The organism is Roseburia yibonii, assembly GCF_014297335.1.
Taxonomy (GTDB): domain Bacteria; phylum Bacillota; class Clostridia; order Lachnospirales; family Lachnospiraceae; genus Roseburia_D; species Roseburia_D yibonii.
Window position 1 is genome coordinate 43,538 of the sequence record NZ_JACOQH010000004.1, and the last position, 26,018, is coordinate 69,555.

Annotated in this window: 23 protein-coding genes and 1 other annotated feature; of the genes, 1 reads left to right on the forward strand and 22 read right to left on the reverse strand. The window is 47.8% G+C overall.

Annotated elements, in window-relative coordinates:
- Positions 1 to 12 precede the first annotated feature (12 nt).
- From H8Z76_RS06870 to H8Z76_RS06945, 16 genes are all read right to left on the reverse strand, one after another.
- On the reverse strand, positions 13 to 948 hold the full coding sequence (locus tag H8Z76_RS06870; protein ID WP_022516564.1) for a hypothetical protein: 936 nt from the start codon (positions 946 to 948) through the stop codon (positions 13 to 15).
- A complete protein-coding gene (locus H8Z76_RS06875; RefSeq protein ID WP_186982034.1) occupies positions 929 to 3,283 on the reverse strand; it encodes an alpha-galactosidase in 2,355 nt (784 codons plus the stop codon). Before H8Z76_RS06875 ends, H8Z76_RS06870 begins: the two co-directional genes overlap by 20 nt.
- Position 3,284: 1 nt before the next feature.
- Positions 3,285 to 4,691, reverse strand: a complete 1,407-nt coding sequence (locus H8Z76_RS06880; protein WP_022516566.1) for a glycoside-pentoside-hexuronide (GPH):cation symporter — start codon at positions 4,689 to 4,691, stop codon at positions 3,285 to 3,287.
- Positions 4,692 to 4,710: 19 nt separating this feature from the next.
- A complete protein-coding gene (locus H8Z76_RS06885) occupies positions 4,711 to 6,177 on the reverse strand; it encodes a DUF6937 domain-containing protein (protein ID WP_186982035.1) in 1,467 nt (488 codons plus the stop codon).
- Between the two features lie 37 nt (positions 6,178 to 6,214).
- Positions 6,215 to 6,787 (reverse strand): TetR/AcrR family transcriptional regulator, encoded by a 573-nt coding sequence (locus tag H8Z76_RS06890; RefSeq protein WP_022514860.1) that lies wholly within the window; start codon positions 6,785 to 6,787, stop codon positions 6,215 to 6,217.
- 269 nt (positions 6,788 to 7,056) lie between these two features.
- Complete coding sequence (locus tag H8Z76_RS06895) at positions 7,057 to 7,860, reverse strand: ABC transporter ATP-binding protein (RefSeq protein WP_186982036.1); 804 nt, start codon at positions 7,858 to 7,860, stop codon at positions 7,057 to 7,059.
- On the reverse strand, positions 7,826 to 8,782 hold the full coding sequence (locus H8Z76_RS06900) for an ABC transporter permease (RefSeq protein ID WP_186982037.1): 957 nt from the start codon (positions 8,780 to 8,782) through the stop codon (positions 7,826 to 7,828). The genes H8Z76_RS06895 and H8Z76_RS06900 overlap by 35 nt, the downstream gene beginning before the upstream one ends.
- Before the next feature lie 34 nt (positions 8,783 to 8,816).
- Positions 8,817 to 9,917: an ABC transporter substrate-binding protein gene (locus tag H8Z76_RS06905; protein WP_186982038.1), complete on the reverse strand. Its 1,101-nt coding sequence runs from the start codon at positions 9,915 to 9,917 to the stop codon at positions 8,817 to 8,819.
- Positions 9,918 to 10,017: 100 nt separating this feature from the next.
- Positions 10,018 to 10,258 (reverse strand) — a binding site (T-box leader).
- A gap of 74 nt (positions 10,259 to 10,332) precedes the next feature.
- Positions 10,333 to 11,304: a TIGR03943 family putative permease subunit gene (locus H8Z76_RS06910; RefSeq protein WP_147618588.1), complete on the reverse strand. Its 972-nt coding sequence runs from the start codon at positions 11,302 to 11,304 to the stop codon at positions 10,333 to 10,335.
- A 4-nt stretch (positions 11,305 to 11,308) separates the two neighbouring features.
- Complete coding sequence (locus H8Z76_RS06915) at positions 11,309 to 12,490, reverse strand: CobW family GTP-binding protein (RefSeq protein WP_186982039.1); 1,182 nt, start codon at positions 12,488 to 12,490, stop codon at positions 11,309 to 11,311.
- Positions 12,491 to 12,652: 162 nt separating this feature from the next.
- On the reverse strand, positions 12,653 to 13,711 hold the full coding sequence (gene hydE, locus H8Z76_RS06920) for a [FeFe] hydrogenase H-cluster radical SAM maturase HydE (RefSeq protein ID WP_186982040.1): 1,059 nt from the start codon (positions 13,709 to 13,711) through the stop codon (positions 12,653 to 12,655).
- A gap of 14 nt (positions 13,712 to 13,725) precedes the next feature.
- Complete coding sequence (locus H8Z76_RS06925) at positions 13,726 to 13,977, reverse strand: TM1266 family iron-only hydrogenase system putative regulator (protein WP_022514854.1); 252 nt, start codon at positions 13,975 to 13,977, stop codon at positions 13,726 to 13,728.
- 3 nt (positions 13,978 to 13,980) lie between these two features.
- Positions 13,981 to 15,186, reverse strand: a complete 1,206-nt coding sequence (hydF, locus tag H8Z76_RS06930) for a [FeFe] hydrogenase H-cluster maturation GTPase HydF (RefSeq protein WP_147618585.1) — start codon at positions 15,184 to 15,186, stop codon at positions 13,981 to 13,983.
- Between the two features lie 116 nt (positions 15,187 to 15,302).
- Entirely contained in the window at positions 15,303 to 17,069 is a 1,767-nt protein-coding gene (gene argS, locus H8Z76_RS06935; RefSeq protein WP_022515675.1) for an arginine--tRNA ligase, read from the reverse strand.
- Between the two features lie 79 nt (positions 17,070 to 17,148).
- Positions 17,149 to 17,982: a diaminopimelate epimerase gene (gene dapF, locus H8Z76_RS06940; protein ID WP_147618583.1), complete on the reverse strand. Its 834-nt coding sequence runs from the start codon at positions 17,980 to 17,982 to the stop codon at positions 17,149 to 17,151.
- A gap of 94 nt (positions 17,983 to 18,076) precedes the next feature.
- Positions 18,077 to 18,472, reverse strand: a complete 396-nt coding sequence (locus tag H8Z76_RS06945; protein ID WP_022515676.1) for a hypothetical protein — start codon at positions 18,470 to 18,472, stop codon at positions 18,077 to 18,079.
- Positions 18,473 to 18,639: 167 nt separating this feature from the next.
- On the opposite strand from H8Z76_RS06945, the gene sigG reads away from it, so the two are divergent.
- On the forward strand, positions 18,640 to 19,443 hold the full coding sequence (gene sigG, locus H8Z76_RS06950) for an RNA polymerase sporulation sigma factor SigG (protein ID WP_022515677.1): 804 nt from the start codon (positions 18,640 to 18,642) through the stop codon (positions 19,441 to 19,443).
- Here sigG and H8Z76_RS06955 read toward each other — a convergent pair.
- The 6 genes from H8Z76_RS06955 to H8Z76_RS06980 form a co-directional block, all read right to left on the reverse strand.
- Positions 19,412 to 21,019, reverse strand: a complete 1,608-nt coding sequence (locus tag H8Z76_RS06955) for an MBL fold metallo-hydrolase RNA specificity domain-containing protein (protein WP_022515678.1) — start codon at positions 21,017 to 21,019, stop codon at positions 19,412 to 19,414. The two genes, sigG and H8Z76_RS06955, sit on opposite strands and share 32 nt — an antisense overlap.
- A gap of 78 nt (positions 21,020 to 21,097) precedes the next feature.
- A complete protein-coding gene (gene sigE, locus H8Z76_RS06960; RefSeq protein WP_022515679.1) occupies positions 21,098 to 21,835 on the reverse strand; it encodes an RNA polymerase sporulation sigma factor SigE in 738 nt (245 codons plus the stop codon).
- 12 nt (positions 21,836 to 21,847) lie between these two features.
- Complete coding sequence (locus H8Z76_RS06965; protein WP_022515680.1) at positions 21,848 to 22,633, reverse strand: sigma-E processing peptidase SpoIIGA; 786 nt, start codon at positions 22,631 to 22,633, stop codon at positions 21,848 to 21,850.
- Positions 22,634 to 22,822: 189 nt separating this feature from the next.
- A complete protein-coding gene (gene ftsZ, locus H8Z76_RS06970; protein ID WP_022515681.1) occupies positions 22,823 to 24,025 on the reverse strand; it encodes a cell division protein FtsZ in 1,203 nt (400 codons plus the stop codon).
- Positions 24,026 to 24,148: 123 nt separating this feature from the next.
- On the reverse strand, positions 24,149 to 24,898 hold the full coding sequence (locus H8Z76_RS06975; protein ID WP_147618579.1) for a cell division protein FtsQ/DivIB: 750 nt from the start codon (positions 24,896 to 24,898) through the stop codon (positions 24,149 to 24,151).
- Between the two features lie 4 nt (positions 24,899 to 24,902).
- Positions 24,903 to 26,015 carry an FtsW/RodA/SpoVE family cell cycle protein gene (locus H8Z76_RS06980; RefSeq protein ID WP_022515683.1) on the reverse strand — a complete coding sequence of 371 codons (1,113 nt, stop codon included), beginning with the start codon at positions 26,013 to 26,015 and terminating at the stop codon, positions 24,903 to 24,905.
- Between the last annotated feature and the right edge of the window lie 3 nt (positions 26,016 to 26,018).

Below are 26,018 nucleotides of genomic sequence, written 5' to 3' on the forward strand. Positions count from 1 at the left end.
TTTTTCATTTTTTTATTTTTTTCGGTTCCATGCGATAAAAAGAAAGACTGCGACCAGAAGTAAGACCGCGATCCCCGCCAGTCCCGCACCGGAAACCTGACCCGTTTCATCCGTGACCACCATTCCTGCCGTATCCTCTGACCAGTAAGGAAACTCTGTATCCTCAAACAGTTCTTCTTTTTTTGTCTCTATCTGTCCGGTCTCCGGCAGCTTCGCGTGCGCATAAAGATAATCCGCCATCGTATCCGAAGCCAGTTTCAGTGAACTTTGATCTTCCGACGCATCCAGTTCAAATGCTGTGAGCAGTTCCTGCGTAAGCCAGTGTGTCCGGTAACCGCTAAAAACCGCCTGCTCCAGCTCTTCTTTGCTGTCCGCGAAAAAACGGTCCGAAACGAACTGCCCCAGATGTTCCTCTGCCGAATCGGTATCTTTTCCATAATATGTGAGAAGCGTTTCCGAGAGCGTGTTCCTCTGATATGTTTTTCGCATATTTGCCGCATCGATGTCCGCATAGAAATCCGCCTCATTCCAGTAACTGTCCGCAGACAGAAACCGCGCTGCCGCGTTTTCCTTTTCCGTGATCCCGTTATTTTTTAATTCCCAGGCAAACTCCGTCAGATCTCCGATCCATCCGCCGGCATCATCCCCCACATAGAGGGATGCCGCCATATGCAAAAAGTCCACCTCATAGCCCGCCGGCACCGAAAGCGTTTCCACTTCTTTTAAGGACGAGAGACCTGCGTCCTGCTCTTTTACATAGCGCTCAAAATCCGCGTCTTTCCGGATCCCGACTTTTTCCCAGAGTCCGCCGCTGTAACGGTCCGAAAACAGATAACAGGAGGCAAGTGCTTTCGCATCTGCCCCTTGTGTATTTCCTGCATAGTTTTCCGCAAACTGCTCAAGCTCCGCAAGTTTTTCCATGGTATCGTCAAAGGACACCTGACTCATCCTGTTCCTCCATAAAATACATTCGTGACGCGAAATCCGGGAAATAACGGACCTCGCTGTTATATCCGGTCGCGCTGAATGCCTGTTTTAAGTTCACACCCGCCTGCATCAGACCATCACCGTATACCAGATAGTCTTCCGTCTCGCCATCCATTTTTACGAATTTCGCCACTGCATGGTGAATAAATGAATCCTTACGGATATGGATCGGCGCTGCCGTGTTGATCAGATCCCCGAATTCACGGATGTCATGTTTCATCGGCTGATTATAGAAATGATAGCATTTCTCCGGCGCAAGCCCTGCCGCATGGTAGCGCGCATACGGCGCGTTGGCAGCCGTAAGTTTCTGTGCAAGCATACCGACCGCTGCCTTTTGATCCTCGCTCACCGCTGTCCACTCGTACAGGTTATCCTGTCTGCCACGGTACATCCGTCCAAACTGCAGCACCTGCCGCCACTTCTTATATTCGGCGATCTGTCTTTTGATCTCAAGAAATTCCTCTTTGTTCAGTTCGCAGAAATTGCATTCATAGCCAAGCACGCCAAACGCCGCCACATGATACCTTGTAGGCAGCGGCGTCACACGCAGTGTCTGGTGGTTCGGACATGCGGACACATGCGCTGAGACCGCGGAAAGCGGATAGCCATAGCTGTATCCGGTCTGGATCGCCAGACGGCAGACTGCGTCGGTGTTGTCACTCGCCCAGATCTGTGGGAAGTAACTTAATATTCCAAGATCAAACCGGTTGCCGCCCGCCGCGCAGCCCTCAAACAGGATATGCGGGAAACGCTCCGTCAGGGTCTTCATCACGTGATACAGACCGGTCATATACCGGTGTGCGGTCTCGCCCTGCCGCTCATGTCCCAGATATTTGGAATAGCAGTCGGAAAAGATCCGGTTCATGTCCCATTTGACATAGGAAATATTCGCGCCGGAAAAAAGTGCGGTCATTTTTTCAATGATATAATCGACCACCTCCGGATTTGCCAGATCAAGGACTCTCTGATTTCTTCCCTCAGAGTGTTCTCTTCCCGGAATATCCATCGCCCAGTCCGGATGCGCCCGGTAACAGTCACTGTCCACATTTACCATCTCAGGCTCCACCCAGATACCAAAGGAAAGTCCGAGCGCGTTGATCTTGTCCGCCAGTCCCCGGACACCGTCCGGCAGCTTCTTTTTATCCGCTTCCCAGTCACCCAGCGAACGCTTATCATCCTTACGCTCCCCGAACCAGCCGTCATCCATCACAAACAGCTCTATCCCTGCCTCTTTTCCAGCCTTCGCAAGTTTTAGAAGCTTCTTCTCATTGATATCAAAGTATGCCGCTTCCCAACTGTTTAGAAGCACCGGACGCTCTTTTTTCTTCCATTCGCCCCTTATGATATGCTCCTGTACAAAATACTGCATATTTCTGCTCATACCGCCAAAGCCGTCCGCAGATACCGTCATCACCGCCTCCGGCGCCTCAAACGTTTTTTTCGGCTCTAAATGAAAACAGAAAGACTGCGGATTGATCCCCATGACCACGCGGGTCTTGCCAAAGCTTCCGACCTCGACTGCCGTGTAATGGTTTCCACTGTAAATCAGATTCATGCCGTAGCAGAGTCCTGTTTCTTCCGTCGTATTTTCACGGCTTAACATGAGAAACGGATTTGCGCGGCTCGAGGAACCGCCGGTATAGGACGCGTTTACGAATTTTCCCGCCGTGATTCTGGTATCCGTACGTTCCATCTCCCGCGCCCAGCCGCCGTGAAAGTCTGATACCACATAGTCATGATCCGAAAAATCCAGCTGTGTGCTGAGCAGCCGGCGCAGACGGATCGGCGTATCTCCTTCGTTACAGAGCTTCGCGCTTCGTGTGATGACATCGGATTTCTCATATACATAATAGTGAAGTTCGAGATACACCGGGGATGCCTGCTCCTTCAAAACAACGGTGAGCTGTTCTACGCCCTCCTCTTCTGTGGCATAGGAACCAGGCAGCGTCTCATACGCTTCTTTTTCTTCCATGATATCTGCATGATCAAATTTAAAATCACTGGAAAAGCTTCCATCCGCATAAGTGATCTCTACAAACGGTTCACGAATATCCCCTTTCCCGTAGGACGACATCTCAAGTCTCATATTTTCCAGTGACAGATTTTCATGTGCCGCATCATAGGCGATCGTATTTCCGAGCCCAAACGCACACTTTTCCGAAAGTGCCGATGGATCTTTTACCCGGATCTTCGGGCCGTAATACAGATGTTCCAGATGTCCCGTTTCAAGCACCTGGAATCCATACGCGGTATGTTCGGTTGTCAGCCAGTAAAATCCCTCATTTTCTGTGATCATTCTATTTTCCTCCCGTCAGCTGATTTTGCCCGGCTTCCCGTCTGATCTTAACCTGTTCTGCGATCTCTTCTACTTTTTCTTCGGTCAGCTTATATTTTTTGTGGAAAAAGATCCCCGCAATGACAAGTCCCGCGATTGGGATCAGTGTCATCGTCATACGCAGTCCGACTACGGAGCTTACCGCCGCTTTTGCCACCTCTGCGGTATTTTCGGTATCTGAGTTCAGATGGAACACACTAAGGCAGATGGATGCCACAAGTGCCGCTACGCCGGATGCCAGTTTTACGACAAAGGTCTGCATGGAAAAGATCACACTCTCATCCCTGCGGTTGTTTTTCAATTCCCCGTAATCCACGGTATTTGCAAGGAATACCGTCGTAAGAATAGCGAGCATGCCGTTTGCCGCGAAAATGAAAAAGCCCGGTATAAATAACAGCACCACATTTGACATATTGGTAAACGCAAGGATCAAAAGTGATACATAGCCGATCACTGCCATGGCAAAGCTCACATAAAATACCTGGATCGTGCTGAAAAATCTGCGAAGCAGTGAAAAGAAAAATACCATCGCCGCGATCTGCATCGCTCCGCCAAAGGTGCTGAATAATGTATAACTATTATACCATCCCTCACCGCCAAAATCATATTTAAAAAAGTAAATTACCAGATTTGATGTAATATACATCGACATGTTGATCAAAACGATCGTAATAACCGTTGCCATTGCCTGATCGTTCTGGATCAGCGCCTGAAGCATCTGCTTTATGGACGGCGCATCGACCTGAACCGTTGATTTTTCCTTAATATTGATGCAGGTCGTCAGGGTACATAATACAAAGATCACCGCAATGATCAACGCAAACCACCGAAAGCCGGTGCGCTCATCTCCCTGTCCTAACATGTAGACGCATTTCATTGTAATGATCGTCACGATCGCCGAGCCGACACCCGCGCAGGAACGCGCCATTGCGGAAAGTCCCTCACGCTCTTTACCGCCCTCGGTAAACGCCGGGATCATCGACCAGTACGGGATATCCATCATCGTATAGGTCACACCCCACACGATATAAGTGACCGCCGCATACGCGACCATGCCGCTTCCGTCCAGTGTGGGCGGTGCCGCGAACATCAGATAGAGCACTACTGCATTTAAGAGCGTTCCGATCAAAAGCCACGGACGGAATTTACCCCATCTGGTACGTGTCTTTGCCACAATGATCCCCATGACCGGGTCATTGAACGCGTCAAAGATCCGCGCGCCAAGCAGGATAAATCCCATTGCGATCGCGCTCACGCCAAGGATATCCTGATAATAATACAAAATGTAACTTGCGGAAAGCATATAGACCATATCCTTTCCGACTGCCCCCAGTCCATATGAAATTTTTTCTTTTCCTGTCAGTTTCATAGTAATTTCTCCTCCGTTTTTACTTCTTTAAGCCCATCGCCAGTTCCACGACTTTGTATGCCCCGTCATAGATACCGATCGACTTATTTTTCACAATGTTATCGCACATGTCGAAAAGCAGCCCGTCCTCTTTTAAGAACAGATCGATCATCTGTAAGGTATGTGGTATATCACGGCACTCTAAGGTTCCATCCCCGATCTCCGCCGAATGGATCGCGCCCCACATCTCATGCTTTCCGACGCGCTTGATAAATAATTTCGGCACCGGATAAAACGCGAGTTCACTCGGTTTTGTGACCAGCACATCCACACTTCGCATCAGCAGATTCGTGCAGTAGACCGCCTCAAAAATGTTTTCATGCCAGAAACCGTGAATGCCTTCCACTTCTCCGGTCAGTGCCTCTTTTGCAAAATGCTCCGTCTCTTCCCACTGATTGAAATGCTCGGTTGAGAGGCTCTTCATCTCCGGGATTTCTTTTACCAGTTCCTCCCAGACATTCCGGTAATCGCCCACATTCACATAAAGCGCCGCCTTCTTTTCGCGGATCGCCGGAATCAGATAATGGATGATCGCCGCAAAAATCTCTTTTTGTGCGCCTGCCCCTCCGATCGTGAGTAAAAACCGCATCGGCTTTTTATCCTTTTTGCGCCGGATCCTCGCCGCACAGTCCGACTCGATATTGGATACCAGCTCATGGTCGATATAGTGACCGGTGTATACAAGGCTTTCCTCCGGCATTGGTTTTAAGACCTCGTCCTTTTGCATTCCGTTTAAAATGCGGTAGCCCATGTACGCATTGTGACACTGAACGGTGTGGACACTTCCTTCGGAAAGATGCAGTGCCATCGGCCAGTTATCCGGGATCGCGTTGACTACATAGTGCATGCCGGCATGCACTGCCGCCTGCGCCGACCACACATGAGTCCCGATCACCGGGATATCTTTTGGAATGTTGCGGTAGACCGGCGCCATCAGCTCCGCGTTTTTCTGATCCGCAGCATTATAGGACAGCGCCCGGAACCCTTCGTAATTCATCGGCTCCCACACAAACCGGTTAAACAGTCTGCTCTTCGCGGAAAGTCTTGATCCCAGCGAGTAGAGATCATTCTGTGCGCTGATCACCTTGGTGCAGGTCGTCTCCGGGAAGGAATTCAGATCCAGCCAGTACGGTGTATAGCCCAGATGCTTTGCCGCAGATGCCATCGCCATGGAGATCCTGTAATGTCCAAACCCCATACGGATATTTCCGACGATAATGCCTTTTTCGCGATCAAACGCTTCTGTGGCATTGTCCTTTCCGTTGATTAAGATATTCTGCACGCCAAGCGCGTCTCCGATATACGGATTCTTTTCTATGGAGAGCGGATAATTGACCGCCGCATCATCCCCAAATTTCTTGCTGTATTTCTTTTTGGATTTTTCCGCCTTGCGATACACACGGCTGCTCATCTCATTTCCAAAAATCACTTTTGATCTGTCTTTCATATCTTTTCCTCTTTTCTGCCAGTCTATGGTTCGTTTTTTAGCATTTTACGGTAATTCCATCCACCAGGATCCCGACCACTTCATCTAACGCATCCGCATAGGAGATCTGATTGCTGACCAGAACATCCCGCTGGAAAAACTGTTCGATCGTTGCTTCCAACATCACTTTATAGATCGCGATATTGACCGGGCGCACAACACCCTCTGCAATCCCCTGTTCGATCAGTGCGATCGTGTTCTCCCATCCACTCTCCAACCGCTCCTCCACACGCCGGTAGATCTTCGGATATTTTTCTTTTAAAATAAAGAGCTTCTGAAAATCGATCTCACGATATCCTTCGGGAAGCACGGAGAGGATCGCGCGGATCTTGCCTACGGTATCCAGAGAAGCATCCTCCAACACCTTTTTCTCACTGTCCTTTATCTTGTCAAAACAGTAATCTACCATTGCGTAAAAAAGGCTCTCCTTATCCGCAAACACCATATAAATCGTCCGTTTACTCATTCCTGCGCAAACCGCGATATCACTCATTGTAAATTTCAGACCCTTTTCGTAAAACATCTTTAATGTGGCTTCCAAAATGGTTTCCTTTGCTGCCTGTATATCCATAACCGCTCTCCTTTGCCTTCTTCTCTCTGTCGATAGAAAACCAGAAAACCAGTTTTGGTTTTCTGGTTTCCTATATTGTATCACGATCCAATTTCCGATTCCATTCACAGAAATAGACAAATTTTGCCGTTCCTTTTTAGTCATATTGTTCCGTCATTTCCGGCGCAGGACAAAAAGACGGGATGCGTTCCGCATCCCGCACTGATCAACGGTCGTCATTACAAAAAAAGCAGCTGTCCCTGACTGGAACAGCTGCTGTCGCATTTTTATTATTTTGAAGTTAAAATCCGGTCATTGTCTAACTGTCTGCCGGCATTTTCTTTGAATTTTTCCAAAAGATCATCCACCGTAAGCTTTTCCCGCTCTGCCCCAGACACATCAAAGATGATGCTTCCCGCATCCATCATGAGCGTGCGGTTTCCAAGTTCCAACGCCTGGTGCATATTGTGTGTGACCATGAGTGCCGTGATCTTCCGCTCCGCAATGATCTGTCTGGTAAGCGCAAGCACTTTCGCTGCGGTCGCCGGATCCAGTGCCGCCGTATGTTCATCGAGCAAAAGGATCTTCGGTGTCACCATCGTTGCCATAAGAAGTGTCAGCGCCTGACGCTGCCCGCCGGACAAAAGACCGACCGGCTGTTTCATCCGGTCTTCCAGTCCCATATCAAGCTGTGCGAGCTGTTCACGGAACTTCTCTTTATCCGCTTTGTTAATGCGGCTGAAATACTGATTGCGCATCGTCTTTGCACGCAGATAGGCAAGTGCCATATTTTCCTCGATCGTCATGCCCGGTGCGGTTCCACGAAGCGGATCCTGGAACAGATGTCCGATCTCATGACTGCGCAGATATTCTTTCTTATAGGTGATATCCTCCCCATCCAGAATAATCTGCCCTTCATCGACATAAAACGCTCCTGTGATCGCATTGAACATGGTAGATTTTCCCGCGCCGTTACTTCCGACGATCGTTGCAAAATCTCCGTCCTTCAAATCGAGGTTCAGATCCGTAAGCGCCCTTTTTTCATTGACCGTTCCCGGATTAAATGTCTTTTCTATGTGTTTCAGCTGCAGCATACGAATCCTCCTTTCTCTTTCGGATCGCGATCGATTTCTGTCTGGAAAACGCCACGCGCTTTTTTAAATACGGGAACGCGATCGCTACCGCAACGATGATCGCGGAAACCAGCTTTAAGCATTCCGCCGGAACATTTAAGCGAAGCGCTACCGCAACCAAAAAGCGATACAGACAGCTTCCGAGTACCACTCCGCAGACGCGTTTTAATATCGAGCCTTTCCCGATAATGGATTCTCCGATGATCAGGCTGGCAAGCGCGATCGTAACCATTCCGGTACCAAGATTGATGTCGCAGGATTTCTGATACTGCGCGAGCAGTGCGCCGGACAGTCCGGTCAGAGAATTCGCCACACAAAGCCCTACGGTGATCATAAATCCCGGATTGATACTGGATGCCTTCACCATATCCGGATTATCTCCGGTCGCCCGGATGGAAAGTCCGAGTCTGGTGCCAAGGAACCATGAGAGGATGAGCGCGACAGCCGCAACTACAATGGCTACCACAATGATCTTGTAAAAGCTGCCGCCGATCGTCTCTTTTGCAAGACTGAATATCGTATCACAGCCAAACAGATTCACATTGGACGCAAATCCCATCACTGCGATGTTGATCGTGTAAAGTCCGGTATTTACGATGATTCCAGCAAGAATGGATTCGATCCCCATTCTCGTCTGCAAAAACGCGGTAATAAAACCGGAGCATACCCCCGCACCCATTGCCGCGAACAGCGCAAGCACCGGATGCCCGGCGAGCGTCACCATGGCGCCCACCGCACAGCCAAGCGTAAAACATCCGTCCGTGGAAAGATCTGCTATATTTAAAATCGTAAAAGAGATAAATAACGCCAGCGCCACCAGCGAATAGATAAATCCCAGTTCCAGAGCACTCTGTACAATGGATAACGTGAATATTGAAGACATAAAAACCTACCTCCGGTCATACTTTTCTATCGTTTTATTCAAATTCCTCCGCTGTCTGTGTTTCTACTACGCCCTCACACATATCGGAGAATACACTGTAGTCAATTCCAAGAGCTTCTGCTGTCTCGGTATTTACGGTCGCGATACCATTGCTAAGTGTCTGTACCGGTGTCTCCGCCGGATTCTTTCCATTTACCAGAATGTCTACTACCATATCTGCTGTCGCAGTTCCAAGATCTTCATAATTTACGCCATATCCTAAGAACGCTCCGTTTAATGCGAAGGAATCTGCACCGGTGTAATGCGGGATCCCCGCATCAATAAATTTTTCATAGATCGCAAGCTCTGCTGTCATTACCGTGTTATCGGTCGGAGTAAATACCGCATCCACACCTGCTGCTGCCAGCGCGTCTGCCGCATTGCTGATCTCATCATTGGTCGTTCCTGTCTTTTCTACTACCTCTACGCCTTTTCCTTCCAGGTAAGCTTTGGCTTCCTCGATCGGTTTCTTTGCGGAATCCTGGCTCTTATCATATAAAAGACCTACGGATTTGATATCCGGATCTGCCGCAAACATCAGATCAAATACCGCATCTGTGTCCAATGCGTCTGAGGTTCCTGTGATATTTGCGCCCGGTGCGTCGTTACCTGCCACAAGTCCGGCGCTTTCCGGATCGGATACTGCGGAAAATACAACCGGGATCTGATTATCTTCTGTCGCGTTCTGCATGATCATAGCTGCCGGAGTCGCGATCGGAATGATCACATCCACATTATCTGCAACGAGTTCTGTTGCGATCTGATTTAATGTCGTGGAATCTGCCTGACCATTGAAGGTGTAATCGCCGTAATCAAACGTTACTCCAAGCTCCTCGCCTTTTTTATCAAGCTCTGCTTCGATCGCTGCTTCGATCTGATTTAAGGACGCGTCATCCACATACTGAACGATACCGACCTTATAGGTTGCTCCGGAGGCTGCCTCCGTGCCATCTGTCGTTTCTGCTGCACTCTCTGTCTGTGCATCGGTTGATACGGTGTTCCCTGCTGTGGAAGTGGTATCCTTGGTGCTTCCACATCCTGCCATAGACATTACCATTGCTGCTGCAAGAACTGCTGTCAAAACTTTCTTTTTCATAATAATTCCTCTCTTTCTGCCGGATTTCTCCGGACTCCTCTGCTACTGCTGTTTTTCAGGTTCCCATGCCTTTTCCATGAAAAAACCGCCTCAAGCTAATGCTTGAGACGGTAATAAAATCTTATTATCGCGGTACCACTCAAATTGACGAACGTCCACTCACTCATGTACTGGCATACACGCCGAACTGGTAACGGGTTCGGATCCCCGTCGGCCTCTACGTTAAACTTCGAAGCCGCCCTCAAAAGTCCATTCAATTAACTGCCTGCTGTCTCCATCCCACCACCGGAGGCTCTCTGAATGCATTTCGCTAACCTACTACTCTTTTTCAACGGTTTTTCTATGAATCATACTTTACTACTTTCCAGTGTTCCTGTCAAGAAGTTTCTTTCGAGATTTTTAAAATCTGCTTCTCTTATGAGAAATAAACCAGTTCGTCTTCCGGTTTCTCCGCAGGTTCAATGGATACCGGATATAACACCGGCCCTTTTCCCCGGTATTCTTTTGCGAACTCCACTTTCACCTTTGCAGTGATCGTGATCCAGGATTTATGCGCGATCTCATCCGCCTTCGGATATTTGCATTTAAACCCTACAAACTGGATATCTGCCGCGCAACAGGTCATCGCGAAACGTCCCGGTACGAACATGCCTTTTTTGCGCATCTTGTCCGGATTGTATACAAGCGCAAGGAATTTCACAGTCTTGCCATCGTAACGCTTTGGATTGTCCATCGCGTCCAGATACCACAGACCATAATCCGCATCACTCAGATCGATAAAATCCTGTGTGATGTCGTATGGAAGTTCCTCATTATCGCCCTCATCGATCGTGCCGTCCGCACGTTCATATACGATCTGCGCTTTCCGGTTCAACGCTTTTACGGAACGCCGGAACTTGCCCTTTGGTGTATTATCATCACAGCGGTTAAAGATCACGACATCCGCTTTAAACAGCTGCTCCATGATCATGGAACGCATATTCGCAAGATACATCTCATAGGTCGTTGCATCCACGGTAGCGAGTGACTGAACGATCATCCAGCCATCCGGCAACTTGGTCTCCAGGATCTTTGCCATTTCCCAGGTTCCGTTGTATTCAATAAACACCTGTTCCGGCAGATACTGAAGATTTACATTATGAAGCAGTTCTTCCGTGAAATCTTCCTCTTTCTCGATCATAAGAAGCTTCGCGTTGATGGTCTTTAACTTTGCCTCATCATACTCCACATCTCCATCTTCGCAGGCAATGATAAGCGTCTTTGCCCCGTTGCCAAAGTCCTGATCATACAGTGTTTCATTTACCAGCGTTGTCTTTCCGCTGTCCATAAATCCGGTAAATAAATATACTGGTATTTCTTCCAAGGCAGGCGCCTCCCTTCTTTTCATTTCCTTATACTAATTCAAACAGTTCTTCTAATTTGTCCTCTTTTAAGTCAGTTCCGATCACGCACAGACGTCCGGTGTAATCCGGTTCACCCTCACGCAGTTCGTACTCGCCGGAAACCATGTCAAAGTAGATCCATGAACCGTCTGTGGATTCTACCATACCCTTCGCACGCAAGATAACGCCGTACTCTTCGGTATCCACAAATTTCTTCAGCGCATTTTCAATGACAGACTTCTCGTATTTATGCGGAGTTTCCTTGCCCCAGCTTGTAAATACATCATCCGCATGATGATGGTGATGATGTTCGTGATCATGGTCATGGCAGCCGCAGGTGCAGTTCTCGCCATGCTCGTGATGATGGTCATGCTCTTCGTGGTCATGATCGTGATGATCGTGCTCTTCATGGTCGTGATCATGATGGTCATGTTCCTCGTGGTCATGGTCATGATGATGCTCATGCTCCTCATGGTCATGATCGTGATGGTGCTCATGTTCTTCGTGGTCATGATCATGATGGTGATGTTCATGCTCATGTTCTTCTGCCTCTTTTGCATGACGCTCCTCTGCAAGGAGTTCCATCTCAAGGGTATCCTGTCCTTCCATTGCCTTTAAGATCTGCTCGCCGGAGATCTTATCCCAGTCTGTTGTGATCACAGCCGCTTTCGGATTCAGATTCTGGATCTGCTTTACGCAGAATTCAAGCTGTTCCGGTGTTGCGTTCTGTGTTCTGCTCAAAATAACAGTGGTCGCAAACTCGATCTGGTTATTGAAGAACTCACCAAACGCTTTCATCTGCTTGGATGCCTTTAAGGAATTGACTACGGTTACAAGCGCATTCAGTTTTACATCCTGCTCTTTCTCAATGTCGATCACGGATTTCATAACATCTGAAAGTTTTCCAACGCCGGACGGCTCGATCAGGATACGGTCCGGATGATATTTTGTGATCACCTCATTCAGGTTTTTACCGAAATCTCCTACCAGGGAACAGCAGATGCAGCCGGAATTCATTTCGCTGATCTGGATACCGGAATCCTTTAAGAATCCGCCATCGATACCAACTTCACCGAACTCGTTCTCGATTAAGACGATCTTCTGTCCGTGAAAGACTTCGTCGATCATCTTCTTAATAAATGTGGTCTTTCCTGCTCCAAGGAACCCGGAAATAATGTCAATCTTTGTCATAATATATCAATCTCCTTTTTTTACGGTTCTCCGCCGCTTCAATCCATTAACGAAAGGGTACACTTTCCCCGCCCTTTTTATTCATCACATGAAATCATAAGCCCAACTGTCATTTCTGTCAAGTTTCCGAAAAGTAAAAAACTTCTCAACTTCATGAAATTTTTATAAACCGCTTACCGGCACAAAATCGCCGCGGTCTACCACGAGCTCATACCCGATGCTCTCCATGCGGCGGTTTAAGCAGCCCCGGCACTCAGCCGCCTCATCTCCGGTGCAGATCTTATTGTCGTAAAGCTCATATTTTTTTCGTACACCGACCGGAGAAAGGTTCGGCATGACCACATTTGCCCCGGCGAGGATCCCTTGTTCCCTGCCGGTCGGCGCTATGGTACCAAGCGCTGTTGTCGCCGGAAGCAGCAGATTCGGGATCAAAAGCCGAAGCAGCCCAAGCAGAAACAGCGTAAGCTCCAACGTTCCCGCCTGTTCTTCCCGAAACGGCGTATCATGATGCGGGATGAACGGACCGATGCCTACCATCTGCGGCTGCACTTTTGTAATAAACAGCATATCCTCCGCAAGTGTCTCATAAGTCTGTCCAGGTGAACCCACCATAAATCCGCAGCCCACCTGATACCCAATCTCTTTCAGATCATAAAGACACTGTTTTCTGTGTTCTAAGGAAAGTTCCGCCGGATGCAGTTTCCGGTAATGGACCTCGTCCGCGGTCTCATGGCGCAGCAGATAACGGTCTGCCCCCGCGTCAAAATATTTCTGATAGCTCTCGTAACTTTTTTCCCCGATCGACAAGGTAACCGCGCAGTCCGGATACGCCTCTTTTATGGTGCGCACAAGACAGACGATATCTTCATCCTTATATGCCAGATCCTCACCGCCCTGCAGCACAAAGGTACGAAATCCCAGCTCATACCCGCTCTTTGCGCAGGATAAGATCTGTTCGGTCGTAAGGCGGTAACGCTCCGCATTCGGATTGCTCTTTCGTATCCCGCAGTAATAGCAGTCGTTCCGGCAGATGTTTGTAAACTCAATCAGCCCTCTCGTGTATACACAGTTCCCGAAATATTTCTGCTGCTGCTTTCTCGCGCAGGAAAACAGATATTCGGCGTCCTCTTCCGTCCGGTGTCCGAGCAGAAATACCCATTCCTCTTTCTTTAGCGCATGTTCCTTATTCAATTTATCGATCAACTCATGTACTGTCTGCATTTTTCTTCCTTTTCCTACTCCGACAGCTTGGAATATACTGTCTTTGCGTTGATTCCTTTTAACATTCCGATCTTTCCCGACAGGGAACTGATCACATCTGCCGGCGCGTCGATCGCTACGCTGATCAGGGATATGTTCCGTTTCTGATACGGGATTCCCATCCGCCCGATGATATATTCGCTGTACTTATGTAAGATCCGGTTCAGTTCCTCCACATGCTCCGGATTTTCCACGACGATAGCAATGATCGCGATCCTTGTATCCATCACTCATTCCTCCGGTATTGTTATTTTGTCCAGTATGCCGTTCAGATAGGCGATCACGATCCCGTAATTTGACATCGGTACTTTCTGTTCCTTTGCCTGCAGGATCCGTGACATCACATATTTGCGATTAAACATACAGGCTCCGCACTGGATCACAAGATCATAAGACGAAAGATCTTCCGGGAAATCCGAACCGCTCACAATGTCGATCCCAAGTCCGCTGCCCACTCTCTTTCTTAAGAAACGCGGCAGCTTCTCTCTTCCGATATCTTCTTTGAGCGGCGCATGCGTACAGCACTCGGCGATCAGCACTTTTGAATCTTCGGTCAGCGCTTCGATCTTCTTTGCGCTTTCCACATAATAATGAATGTCTCCTTTATATGCGGCGAACAGCGTGGAAAACGAGGTAAGGCTGCTCTCCTCCGGCTTCTTTTCATAAACCGTTTTGTAAACCTGGGAATCCGTGATGATGAGCTTCGGCGGTTTTGCCATAGCCTCCAGTGCCTGTTCCATCTTATCGGTCGTTGCGCTCATGACCAGACATTTTTTATCTAAAAGTTCCCGGATCGTCTGTACCTGCGGCAGGATCAGCCTGCCCTCCGGTGCCTGGATATCCTGTGGCATGACGAGCAAAACCGTATCGCCCTCGGAAACCAGACCACCCGTGATGAACCGTTTTTCCGCCGCCGACGGCGATACTTCGACCAGACGGTTTTTTAATTCTTCAATGCCTTCACGCTTTCGGGCACTAAGGCAGAGCACCGGCGCGTGAAGCTGCTCCTCCACCCGCTGTTTTAACTTTGGAACATTCTCCAAAATATCTGTCTTATTGATGACCGCAACGACCGGTGTCTGCATTTTTTTGAAAAATTCATACCAGCCGATCTCTTTTTCCATGTCATCATCCTGAAACAGGATAACCGCGATATCTGTCTTTTCCGCCGCCTTTTTGGTCAGCTCCACACGCTTTTCTCCAAGCTCTCCGATATCATCAAAACCTGCGGTATCGACGAGCACACACGGTCCGATCCCATGGATCTCCATGGATTTTTTTACCGGATCCGTCGTTGTTCCACTCACTTCGGAAACAATGGAAATTTCCTGATTTGCCAGGGCATTGATAAGCGATGACTTTCCACTGTTCATTTTTCCAAAGAAGCCGATGTGTGTCCGGTTTGCTGTTGGTGTCTGATTTAACGTTGCCTGCATATCTTTTTCCTCCTAAGTCTTCTATCCCACTTAGTATATATAGAAAATACCTGTGTCCAAAAAGGGCACAGGTATCAAATACCTTTCCCGCAGACGCATCTTAGGGTCAGATTTTTTTACATTTTATCCGGTGCGCTGAAGCCGAGTACATCGATACAGGTTTCAAGCACACGCTTTGTCAGCTCTAAAAGTCTGATATAGGAAGCCTGAAGTGTCACATCTTCTTCTGCCATGATTTTGGTATTGTGGTAAAAATGATTGAACGCATTTGCCACATCATAGATATAGGCACACACTTTATGCGGTGCTGTCTCCTCAAACGCATTTTCCATCATCGCATTGAATCTGCTGATCTCAAGCATCAGCGCTTTTTCATCTTCAGAATGCGGCGGCAGGATCTTCGCTCCGTCCGCGCTCTTTCCGGCATCTTTGTATTTGTTTAAAATGGACTTGATACGGACGATCGTATAAAGGATATAGGGTCCCGTATTTCCTTCAAAAGAAGTAAACCGTTCGATATCAAAAATATAATCCTTGGAAGCCTGATTGGAAAGATCTCCGTATTTGACCGCTGAGAGCGCAACGATCTTCGCTGTCTTTCTTGCTTCCTCATCGGTCATATTCTGATTGTCACGGATCTTATTATACATTTCCTCATTGATCTCGGAAAGCAGTACTTCCAGGCGCATTACGCCGCCCTCTCTGGTCTTGAAAGGCTTTCCGTCTTTTCCGTTCATGGTACCAAATCCGAGGAATTTTAACTCTGTTTCCGGTTTGACGAGTCCTGTCTTTCTCGCACAGCGGAATACCTGGGTAAAATACAGTTCCTGACGCTTGTCAACCACATAGATGAGCATGTCCGGATCATAGTCTTTCATACGCCATACGATCGTTGCAAGGTCGGTCGTATTGTAGAGTGACGCACCGTCTGATTTTAAGATCATGCACGGCGGAACTTCCTTGGTATCACTTTCCTCTTTGACATCCACGACCAGCGCGCCGTCACTGATATAGGCAAAGCCGTCCTCTTTCATTTTCTTTACCATATCCGGGATATACGGCTGTGCGTCGGATTCCCCTTTCCAGAGCTCAAAAGACACATTTAAGTTCTCATAATTGCGCTTTAAGTCTGTGACTGACACGTTTAAAATATGGGAAAGCAGTGCCTGATATCCCTTTCTTCCATGCTGCAATTCATACGTTGCCTGCATGGCAGCTTCCTTATAAGAAGCATCCTCTTTGGACTTTTTGCTTGCCGTCGGATAGATCTCTTCCAGTTCTGAGATCGTAAACGGTGGCTCTGCCGGATATTCTCCGCTGTAGTTTTCATCAAAATATACAAGCTCCGGTCTGCGCAGTTTTAACTCCGTGATAATGAGTCCCATCTGCAGTCCCCAGTCACCGAGATGCACATCCCCGATGATATGATGTCCCATAAATTTTCCGATACGTTTGATGCTCTCTCCGATCACCGCGGAACGCAGGTGTCCGACATGAAGCGGCTTCGCAACGTTTGGTCCGCCGTAATCAATGATGATTGTTTTCGGCTCCTTTGCCTCTTCACAGCCGAGACGCGCATCTGCATCCATGTCATTCATGAACTCTGCGACAAACGCGTCGCAGAGTTTTAAGTTCAAAAATCCCGGTTTTACCGCTTCCGCCATGGAAAACACCGGATTCTCCTTTAATTTTGCCGCAACTTCTTCCGCAATGATAAGCGGTGCCTTTTTATATTCCCTGACCGCTGCCATTGCCCCGTTACACTGATACTCACAGAGATCCGGCCGGTTCGACAGCGTGACCTTTGCATATTTTTCATCATATCCACAGGCGATAAAAGCTGTTTTTACTTCGTCTGTGATCCTATCCAAGATTTTTTTCATATTCTTTTCCTCTCCGTACTGAAACGATGTCATTTAACGCTTATTATAATACGAAACAAAAACGGTTGCAACTTGAATTTCAGGCAAAAAAGTGCTCCGCCACAAAAAACGTGCCGACTGCCCGCGCGCTTCCGGTCAGATACATCGTAAGGTCCTCCTTTGTCTCCACAAGCAGGGTTCCCCCCGGCATCTCCACGAAAACCGTGCGGTCGGTAAGCCCCATACGGTAAGATGCTGCCGCTGCCGCACAGGCTCCGGTCCCGGACGCGAGGATGTAACCGGTTCCCCGCTCATAGATCTCGATTTTGATATGCGCGCGGTCAACGACACGGCACAGCTGCAAATTCATACGGTTTGGGAAACGCGCCGCGTGCTCTACATAGGGTCCCAGTTCTCTTGCCCGTCCCCCGGAGACATCCTCCATCATAATGACGCAGTTCGGGTTTCCCACCGATACACAGGTTGCATTATAAAGTTCTCCGTGAAATAGAAGCGGCAGGTTTACGATCTCATCCTCCACACCAGTGACCGGGATCTTTTCGCAGGCAAACACCGGCTTTCCCATTTTCACACGCATCCTACCATCTTCCAGATATACGACCTCATTCTCCCCTGCTTTACTGTAGAGGCGCACCTTCTTTCCATGGATGCAGCCCGCATCCCGCAGATATGCCGCAAAAATACAGGCTCCGATCCCACTGCGTTCCGCCTCACTGCCATCCGGATTAAAAATACGGAAAAAGATCTTCTGATTGGCATAAAGCGGGCCGTACAAAATTCCATCCGCCCCCACGCCAAAATTTCTGCGGCAGAGCATTTTGATCTGATTTTCTTCCAGCTTCAGTTCATTTCTGTTTGGATCCAGAATCAGGTAGTCGTTTCCGACTCCTTCGTATTTTTGCATTGTAAGCATACTGTTTTCCCCGCATCGACCCCTTTTTATATCATATGCCGGAATAAAAAAACAGGAACCGCAAACGCGGTTCCTGCCACTTACTGTATTGTGCTCAGCCCATTCCGGACTGGGTGATCTCTATGCTCTTATGCAGTGCTTCCTCTTTTTCTTTTAAGATCTTCTCGATCTGCTCCTTTGCCGCCTCATCATCCACCGGCTTCGTTCCGTATTCCCCGGAATAAGAACCCGTTGACGCGTTAAAGGTCGCTTCTTTCTCTTCCTGCTTTTTCAATTCCGCTTCGACTTCTTTCGCCTTTATGGCTTCATCCTCTGCCGCCTCAGCATCCAGCCGCGCAATGATCTGTTTTGCCGCCTCTTTTTCCTCACTTGAGAGCCCCGCAAACGCGTCCTTTTTTTCTTCTACCGGAACCATATTTACATTCCACCATTTAATAATGCTGTTTTGCATCTTTTCTCTTTTATTTCTCTCATCAATTAAATCTTTCATCTTTTATCCCTGCTTTTCTTTTTCTCTCAAGTTGCGTTCTTTTGGGCTTTCCTTACACTTTTCCCATCTTAGCATATTTTTTCCAAAAAAAGAAGTTCTATTTTGCATAAAAAATATCTTCTTCGCACACCCTTTATATATCAGCAATCGATTCGGAGGTATTTTTCATGGCTGTTTATAAAGTAGAAATCTGTGGTGTCAATACCGCAAAGCTTCCCATTCTGTCAGAAGATGAAAAAACAGAACTGTTTTCCCGCATCAAACAGGGCGACCGTTTTGCCAGGGAACAATACATCAAGGGAAATCTCCGCCTCGTTTTGAGCGTGATCAAACGCTTTGCAAACAGTAACGAAAATGTGGACGACCTCTTCCAGATCGGCTGCATCGGTCTTATGAAATCCATTGACAACTTTGACGACTCCATCGGTGTCAAATTCAGTACCTATGCCGTCCCCATGATCATCGGCGAGATCCGCCGCTATCTGCGGGATAACAACAGCATCCGCGTCAGCCGCTCGCTGCGCGACATCGCCTACAAAGCCATCCACGCCAAGGAACTGCTCACCCGCACTTCCATGCAGGAACCTACGCTTGAGGATATTGCAAAGGAAACCGGCATCGACAAAGACGATATCCTCTTTGCGTTAGACGCGATCCAAAGCCCGGTCAGCCTCTACGATCCCGTCTACACCGACGGCGGCGATGCCCTCTATGTCATGGATCAGATCAGTGACAAACATAACCGCGAAGACCGCTGGGTGGAAAGTCTGTCACTGAACGATGCCATGAAACGTTTAAACACGCGCGAACATCACATTATAAAGCTTCGCTTTTTTGAAGGGAAAACCCAGATGGAAGTTGCGGAAGAGATCCACATCTCACAGGCTCAGGTCAGCCGCCTTGAAAAATCCGCCTTAAAAAGCATGAAGACCTACCTGGCTACCGATCCCATTTGTCGCAAAGTGCCGTGATCTGATCCGCGAATTTTGCGAGATCTTTGTTCGCCAGTCCCTCGTTTTTGTTAATAACCGTAAGCAGTCTCTGTCCGGCTGCAAGCAGTCGCGCGAATACATTGGAGGAAGCATGGTTGGTTGCTTTTTCCTTTTTCTTAATCTGATCTCTGCTTCCCTCTTTGATGCAGGCGCCGGTCGCCAGATCATAGATATCTCCGCTGTACGGTGCTGTCGCGTCATACCCCAGTTCTTCCCGCAGGTGCGCCGCAAAGGAATCGCACACTGCATCGTCTCCATGCACGATAAACACCTTTTTCGGCGGATGTTCCGCAAAGGATGCCGCCCACTTTGTCAGATGATCCTTATCCGCATGCCCGCTGATGCCCGGCAGATTTTCAATCTTTGCGTGTACCTCGATCGACTCACCGAACAGCTTTACTTCTTTCGCGCCGTTTAAAAGATGAAAGCCAAGTGTTCCGGGTACCTGATAACCCACGAACAGGATCGTGGATTCTTTTCTCCAGAGATTGTGTTTCAGATGATGGCGGATACGACCCGCCTCACACATACCGGACGCCGATATGATAACAACCGGCTTCTGGATAAAATTGATCATCTTTGACTCTTCACTCGTGACTGCGGTCTTAAGCCCCGGAAATCCGATCGGGTTAATGCCCTGTCTGACGAGTTCTAATGCTTCCTCATCAAAACACTCCGCAACACTCTTATGGAAAATATTGGTTGCCTCTACCGCAAGCGGGCTGTCAATATATACTTCAAAGTTTTCAAATTCCGGGAGCAGATGCTCTGTTTTGATGCGCCGCAGGAAATATAACATCTCCTGGGTACGTCCAACGGAAAACGCCGGGATCACAAGATTTCCTCCCCGGATAAATGTGTCCTTGATCACGCCCGCAAGCGCGGATGCGTAATCCGGCGGAATGGTATGGTTTTTATCGCCATAGGTTGATTCCATCACAACATAATCCGCATCTTTTAAGCAAACCGGTTCTTTGATGAGCGGATGATTTCCGTTTCCGATATCCCCGGAAAAAACAAGTTTCTTTTCCTCTCCATCCTCCCGGATCCAGATCTCGATACTGGATGAGCCGAGCAGATGACCGGCATCTACAAAACGGATCTTCAGATCATCCGTGACCTGCACCGGCGTCTCATAAGCACACGGAACAAAATGTTCGAGCACCCCCTGTGCGTCATCCATATTGTATAACGGTACAACCTCCGGTTTTCCTGCTCTTTTTGCTTTCCGGTTGCGCCATTCCGCTTCAAACATCTGGATATGCGCACTGTCCTTTAACATGATATTACAAAGTTCACAGGTTGCCTGCGTTGCAAATATCTTTCCACGGAATCCATGGCTGTATAAAAGTGGCAGAAGTCCCGAATGATCGATATGCGCATGCGTCACAAACACATAATCGATCTCTGCCGCATTGACCGGTATCTCCTGATTCACATACAGATCCGGTCCCTGCTCCATTCCACAGTCTACCAGAAAATGTGTATTTCCAAACGAAACAAAATGACAGCTTCCCGTTACTTCATGTGCCGCGCCTAAAAATTCTATTAACATAGCCACCATCTCCTACCAGTTTTGATACTGTTATTTTACCACATTTTATCCAGTTTATATATAGTTTTTCCCGTTTTTTTATTCAAATCGCACAATTTCTTTTTTGAGACGTTTCATGATCTTTTTCTCCAGTCTCGAGATATAAGACTGGGAGATCCCCATGCGGTCGGCTACTTCTTTCTGCGTCATCTCCTCTCCTCCCGCGGTATTTAACCCAAAACGCATTTCGATGATCATGCGCTCTCTCCCCGAAAGTTTTTCGATCGCTTTTCCGAGCAGTTTCCGCTCCACCTCATTTTCAATATCCTTCGAAATAAGATCCTCATCTGTTCCAAGGATATCGGAAAGCAAAAGCTCGTTTCCATCCCAGTCCACGTTGAGCGGCTCATCTATTGAAACCTCCAGTTTTGTCTTGCTGCTGCGCCGCAGGTACATCAGGATCTCATTTTCGATACAGCGGGACGCATAGGTCGCAAGCTTGATGTTTTTGCCGGGATTAAATGTATTGATCGCCTTGATCAGGCCGATCGTCCCGATGGAGATCAGATCCTCCACGCCGATTCCCGTATTATCAAATTTTTTCGCTATGTAAACAACCAGACGCAGATTGTGTTCGATCAGGCATTTCCGCGCCTCTCCGTCCTCTTCCCCTAGATTTTCGATACACTCCGCTTCTCTTTTCGCATCCAACGGTGCCGGCAGCACCTCCGCGCCTCCGATATAATGAACATCATTTTCCCGCCGAAACATCAGACTGTACAACGACGGCATGATCTTTAACTGGAAATGCTCCGGTATGCTCACTTTAATATACATATCCCTCTCTCCTTAACCTCTTAAATTTTTTTCATTTAAGAGCATATGATATCCGGTGCCCGAAAAAAGTTCCTTTCTTCCCAGTCCCAGGACCACCGGGCACACCTCGATCTGCTCCTTTCTTTTGCGGATTATCATTTTTTCTGCGGTAATCACAGTGATCCATCCGTTTTCTTTTCCCAGTGAATGAAACGGGATCAGCCTCTTACGCATCTGTTTTTCTTCCATGAGCGGCCGGATCATTTCCTCATCAATGATCTGAACCGGTTCTTTTACATAGGGATCTGTCAGTAAATTTCCAGAATCATAATACGCCGCCACTTCTAACTCCCGGTCATCCTGACAGATCTTTACTTCGTATACCTTCCCTTCTATCCTGCGGTAACGTTCCACGACACACAGCCCGAATACGCCGATTGTCAGCACACCCAGAAGACAGAGCACAAAATGCCGTCCCCTGCCAATTCCATAATACAGCCACTGCATCGCCCCTCCGAGCAGGATCATTGCCAGATAAGAGATGATCCAGTCTTCCAGCAGGCGCTTCCCCTTCTTTTCCCCAAACGCAAAAACAAGCATCAGCGGATTCAGTATAAAATGGATGACCATCTGATATAGCAGATAATCGGACATCCACAGAAAAAGTACCGCGCTGACCACCGCGCCAAGCACACTCGCAAGAAACAAAACGCCAAGCCGCGCTTTCCGATGCAGGATCTCATCTGTGAACATCAGTACCAGAAAATCCATCAGACCATTCGTCACCACAAACGCATCTATGTAGAACTCATATTGCACGTTTCCCCTCCTGCCCTTTCTTTTTTGCTCCTTTATTATAGAAAAAACAGCCTGTTTATTTTGTCAAAAGCCCTACCTGTCTTTTGGTATCTTATCTGCAAAAACGGACATTTTTTCGCATGAAGTAAAAAAAGAGCCTTCAGAATCAATCTGAAGGTTCTTATATCCTGTCCGTACATTTCGTACTGCTTATTTTCTTGTATTCTTTAAAAATTCCGGGATCTTGATATCCTTTTCCTGAACCGTACTCTCCGGACGTTTCGGCTTCTGGATTCCACTCATAAATCCACCTGCAGGAGCGGTTGTCGTTCCACCTGCTGCTGTCGCGCCGCTTACCGGTCTGGTTCCAAGTCCGCCTGTCACCGGTCTGGCGGATGGCTTGCTGGACGCATATTTGAGTCCCATACCGGACATTCCGGTCATCATCTTAGGCGCCGGTGCTGCTGCTTCAAGTCCGGTCGCAATAACCGTAATGGTCGCTTCATCTGTCTTGGTCTCGTCATACTTCGCACCGAAAATGATATTCGCGTCATCACCCGCAAGATCCTGAACATAGCTTGCAGCGTCATTTGCATCCATAAGAGAAATATCACCCGAAATATTGATGATAACATGAGATGCTCCGGTGATCGTTGTCTCAAGCAACGGACTCGCAACTGCAAGTTTTACTGCCTCAATCGCCTTGTCATCACCCTTCGCCATACCGATACCGATATGTGCAAGTCCCTTATCCTTCATAACGGTCTGTACATCCGCGAAATCCAGATTGATCAGTGCCGGCAGATTGATCAGGTCGGTAATTCCCTGCACTGCCTGCTGTAATACCTCGTCTGCTTTCTTTAACGCATCCGGCATGGTTGTTCTGCGGTCTACGATCTCAAGCAATTTATCATTCGGGATCACGATCAGTGTATCTACGCTCTCTTTTAAACGTTCAATTCCGGAAAGCGCATTGACCATACGCGTTTTTGCTTCGAATTTAAACGGTTTGGTCACAACACCAACGGTCAGGATACCCTGCTCCTTGGCAATCTTGGCTACCACCGGAGCTGCTCCAGTACCGGTACCGCCACCCATACCACAGGTAACAAAGACCATATCCGCACCCTTAACCGCGTTCTCCAGATCTTCCGCATTCTCTTCCGCTGCCTTCTCACCAATCTCCGGCTGCGCACCCGCGCCAAGCCCCTTGGTCAGTTTTTCACCAATCTGAAGCAGAGTAGGTGCCTTGCAGAGATTCAACGCCTGTTTATCCGTATTAATACCAATGAACTCCACGCCACCGATATTTTCATCAATCATCCGATTGACCGCATTGTTTCCTGCTCCGCCAACGCCTATCACAATAATTTTGGCATTGGAATCTGTTTCTGTAGTTTTTATTTCAAGCAAGGTAGTTCCTCCTTCTCTCCCTTATAAACTTCTGTCAAATAACCCTTAAATCTAATCATATATTCTATAATATAATTTTTATAAAAAATAATCAACCTTATTTTTCGAAAAATCAGAATTATTTTATTCATTTTTTACAAATGTAATATCACTGGTCTCCTCTGTCCAGCTTTCCATATGTAAAACGCCGTTCATTCCGGCAATACTCGGATAAATGTAGGACATCCGGCTGATCTTTTCCGTCATGTTATCGGAATTGCCGAGCATGACCGCCACGTTGCCGTAATAGAGCGTGATCTGCTTTTGCGCATCGTAATTGATGGTATCCGGTATCATCTCGTATTTTTTTAACGTCTGCGTCACCGTAAGCAGCGTCTTTAACGCCTTTTTATCGTCAAACGACAGTTTTTCATACAATACCACGTCGCTGCTGGACAATCCCGTGATCTTCGGAACACCCTCGATCACCCGCGACGAGGTCTCTTCCACAAAACCGTCTTTATCAAAATAAGCGTTTTTTCCGATGGAATCTATGTAGAGATAACCGAGCAGTCCTTTTTCGTACACATGGATCTGTACGCTGTGCGGATTTTTTAACGATACTTCCATAGTGTCTACAAACGGGACCTCATCCGCTCTGCCGAACTTGTATTTTAAGTAAACATACAGTGAATTCCAGGAATACGCGTCATTTAAGATACTTGCCTCAATCTGCTCATCCGGATAGAGTTCATTTCCTTTTACTTCCACCTGTTTTACCGTAAAAAGCTCTGTCACCACAAAACCGGCGATCACCAGGATCAAAAGGAAACTTAACAGGACGATCGTCTTTATTTTCTTTCGTTTTTTCTTTTTTCTCTCATCACGAATCATGCTTTCACGCCTCTAATTTTATTCCCCTTGACACACTGAGCGCTAACCCCATCTCCGATAACAGAAACAGAATGGAAGTTCCTCCATAACTGATAAACGGCAATGTAATACCGGTATTCGGGATCGTATTGGTTACTACGGCAATGTTTAAGATCACCTGGATCGCCACATGCGCCATGACCCCGACCACGATCAGCGCCCCGTAAAGATCCGGCGCATTGTTCGCGATGACCATAAAACGCCAGATCATAAGAAGGAACAGTAAGATCACGCAGATCGCGCCAAAAAGCCCCAGTTCCTCACAGATGATTGAAAAGATCATATCGTTCTGGGCCTCCGGAACAAACCCGAGTTTCTGCATACTCTCTCCGAGTCCTTTTCCAAAAAGGCCGCCGGAACCGATCGCGTACAAACCCTGAAGGGTCTGATATCCCTTGTCATAATCCTCCGGATGCAGCCAGATCTTCAAACGCTCGGCACGGTAGCTCTCAAACATGATGAAAGCCGCGCCGAATCCGACACCCAGTCCTCCCATCAAAAAGAACTGCAGGTATTTCGGACTTGCGACAAATACCAGCGCTACCGCGATCCCGAGAATAATGATCGCGGTACTTAAGTTGTTGATCGCGACCACTGCGACGAGCGGAAGCACCATCACTACCACGCGTATTACGGTACTGAATTTTCCCATCTGCTTTGGCATACGGCTGATCATGGTCGCCAGGAAAATGATGACACAGAGTTTTGCAAAATCCGACGGCTGAAAGGACAATGGTCCTAAACGCAGCCATCGTTTGGAACCGTTTACGGTGGTTCCGATAAAGATAACGGAAACACAAAGAGCAAGCGCAAGCAGATAGGCTGCTTTTCCGAAACGCATCCAGACGTGGTAATCGATGTTTGCGATCATTCCCATCGCGATCAGACCGAGCACCGTTGCAAACAGCTGTTTTTTCAGATAAAAAGCCGCGTCTCCGAACTTCACCTCTCCATTGTAGGAACTGGTACTGTAAAGCATAACAAGTCCGAAACACACCAGAAATATGATAATAAATAAAAGGCTGTAATCAAAATATTTAATTGGCTTTTCCCGCTTTGCCCCCTGCCTTTTACTCATCTG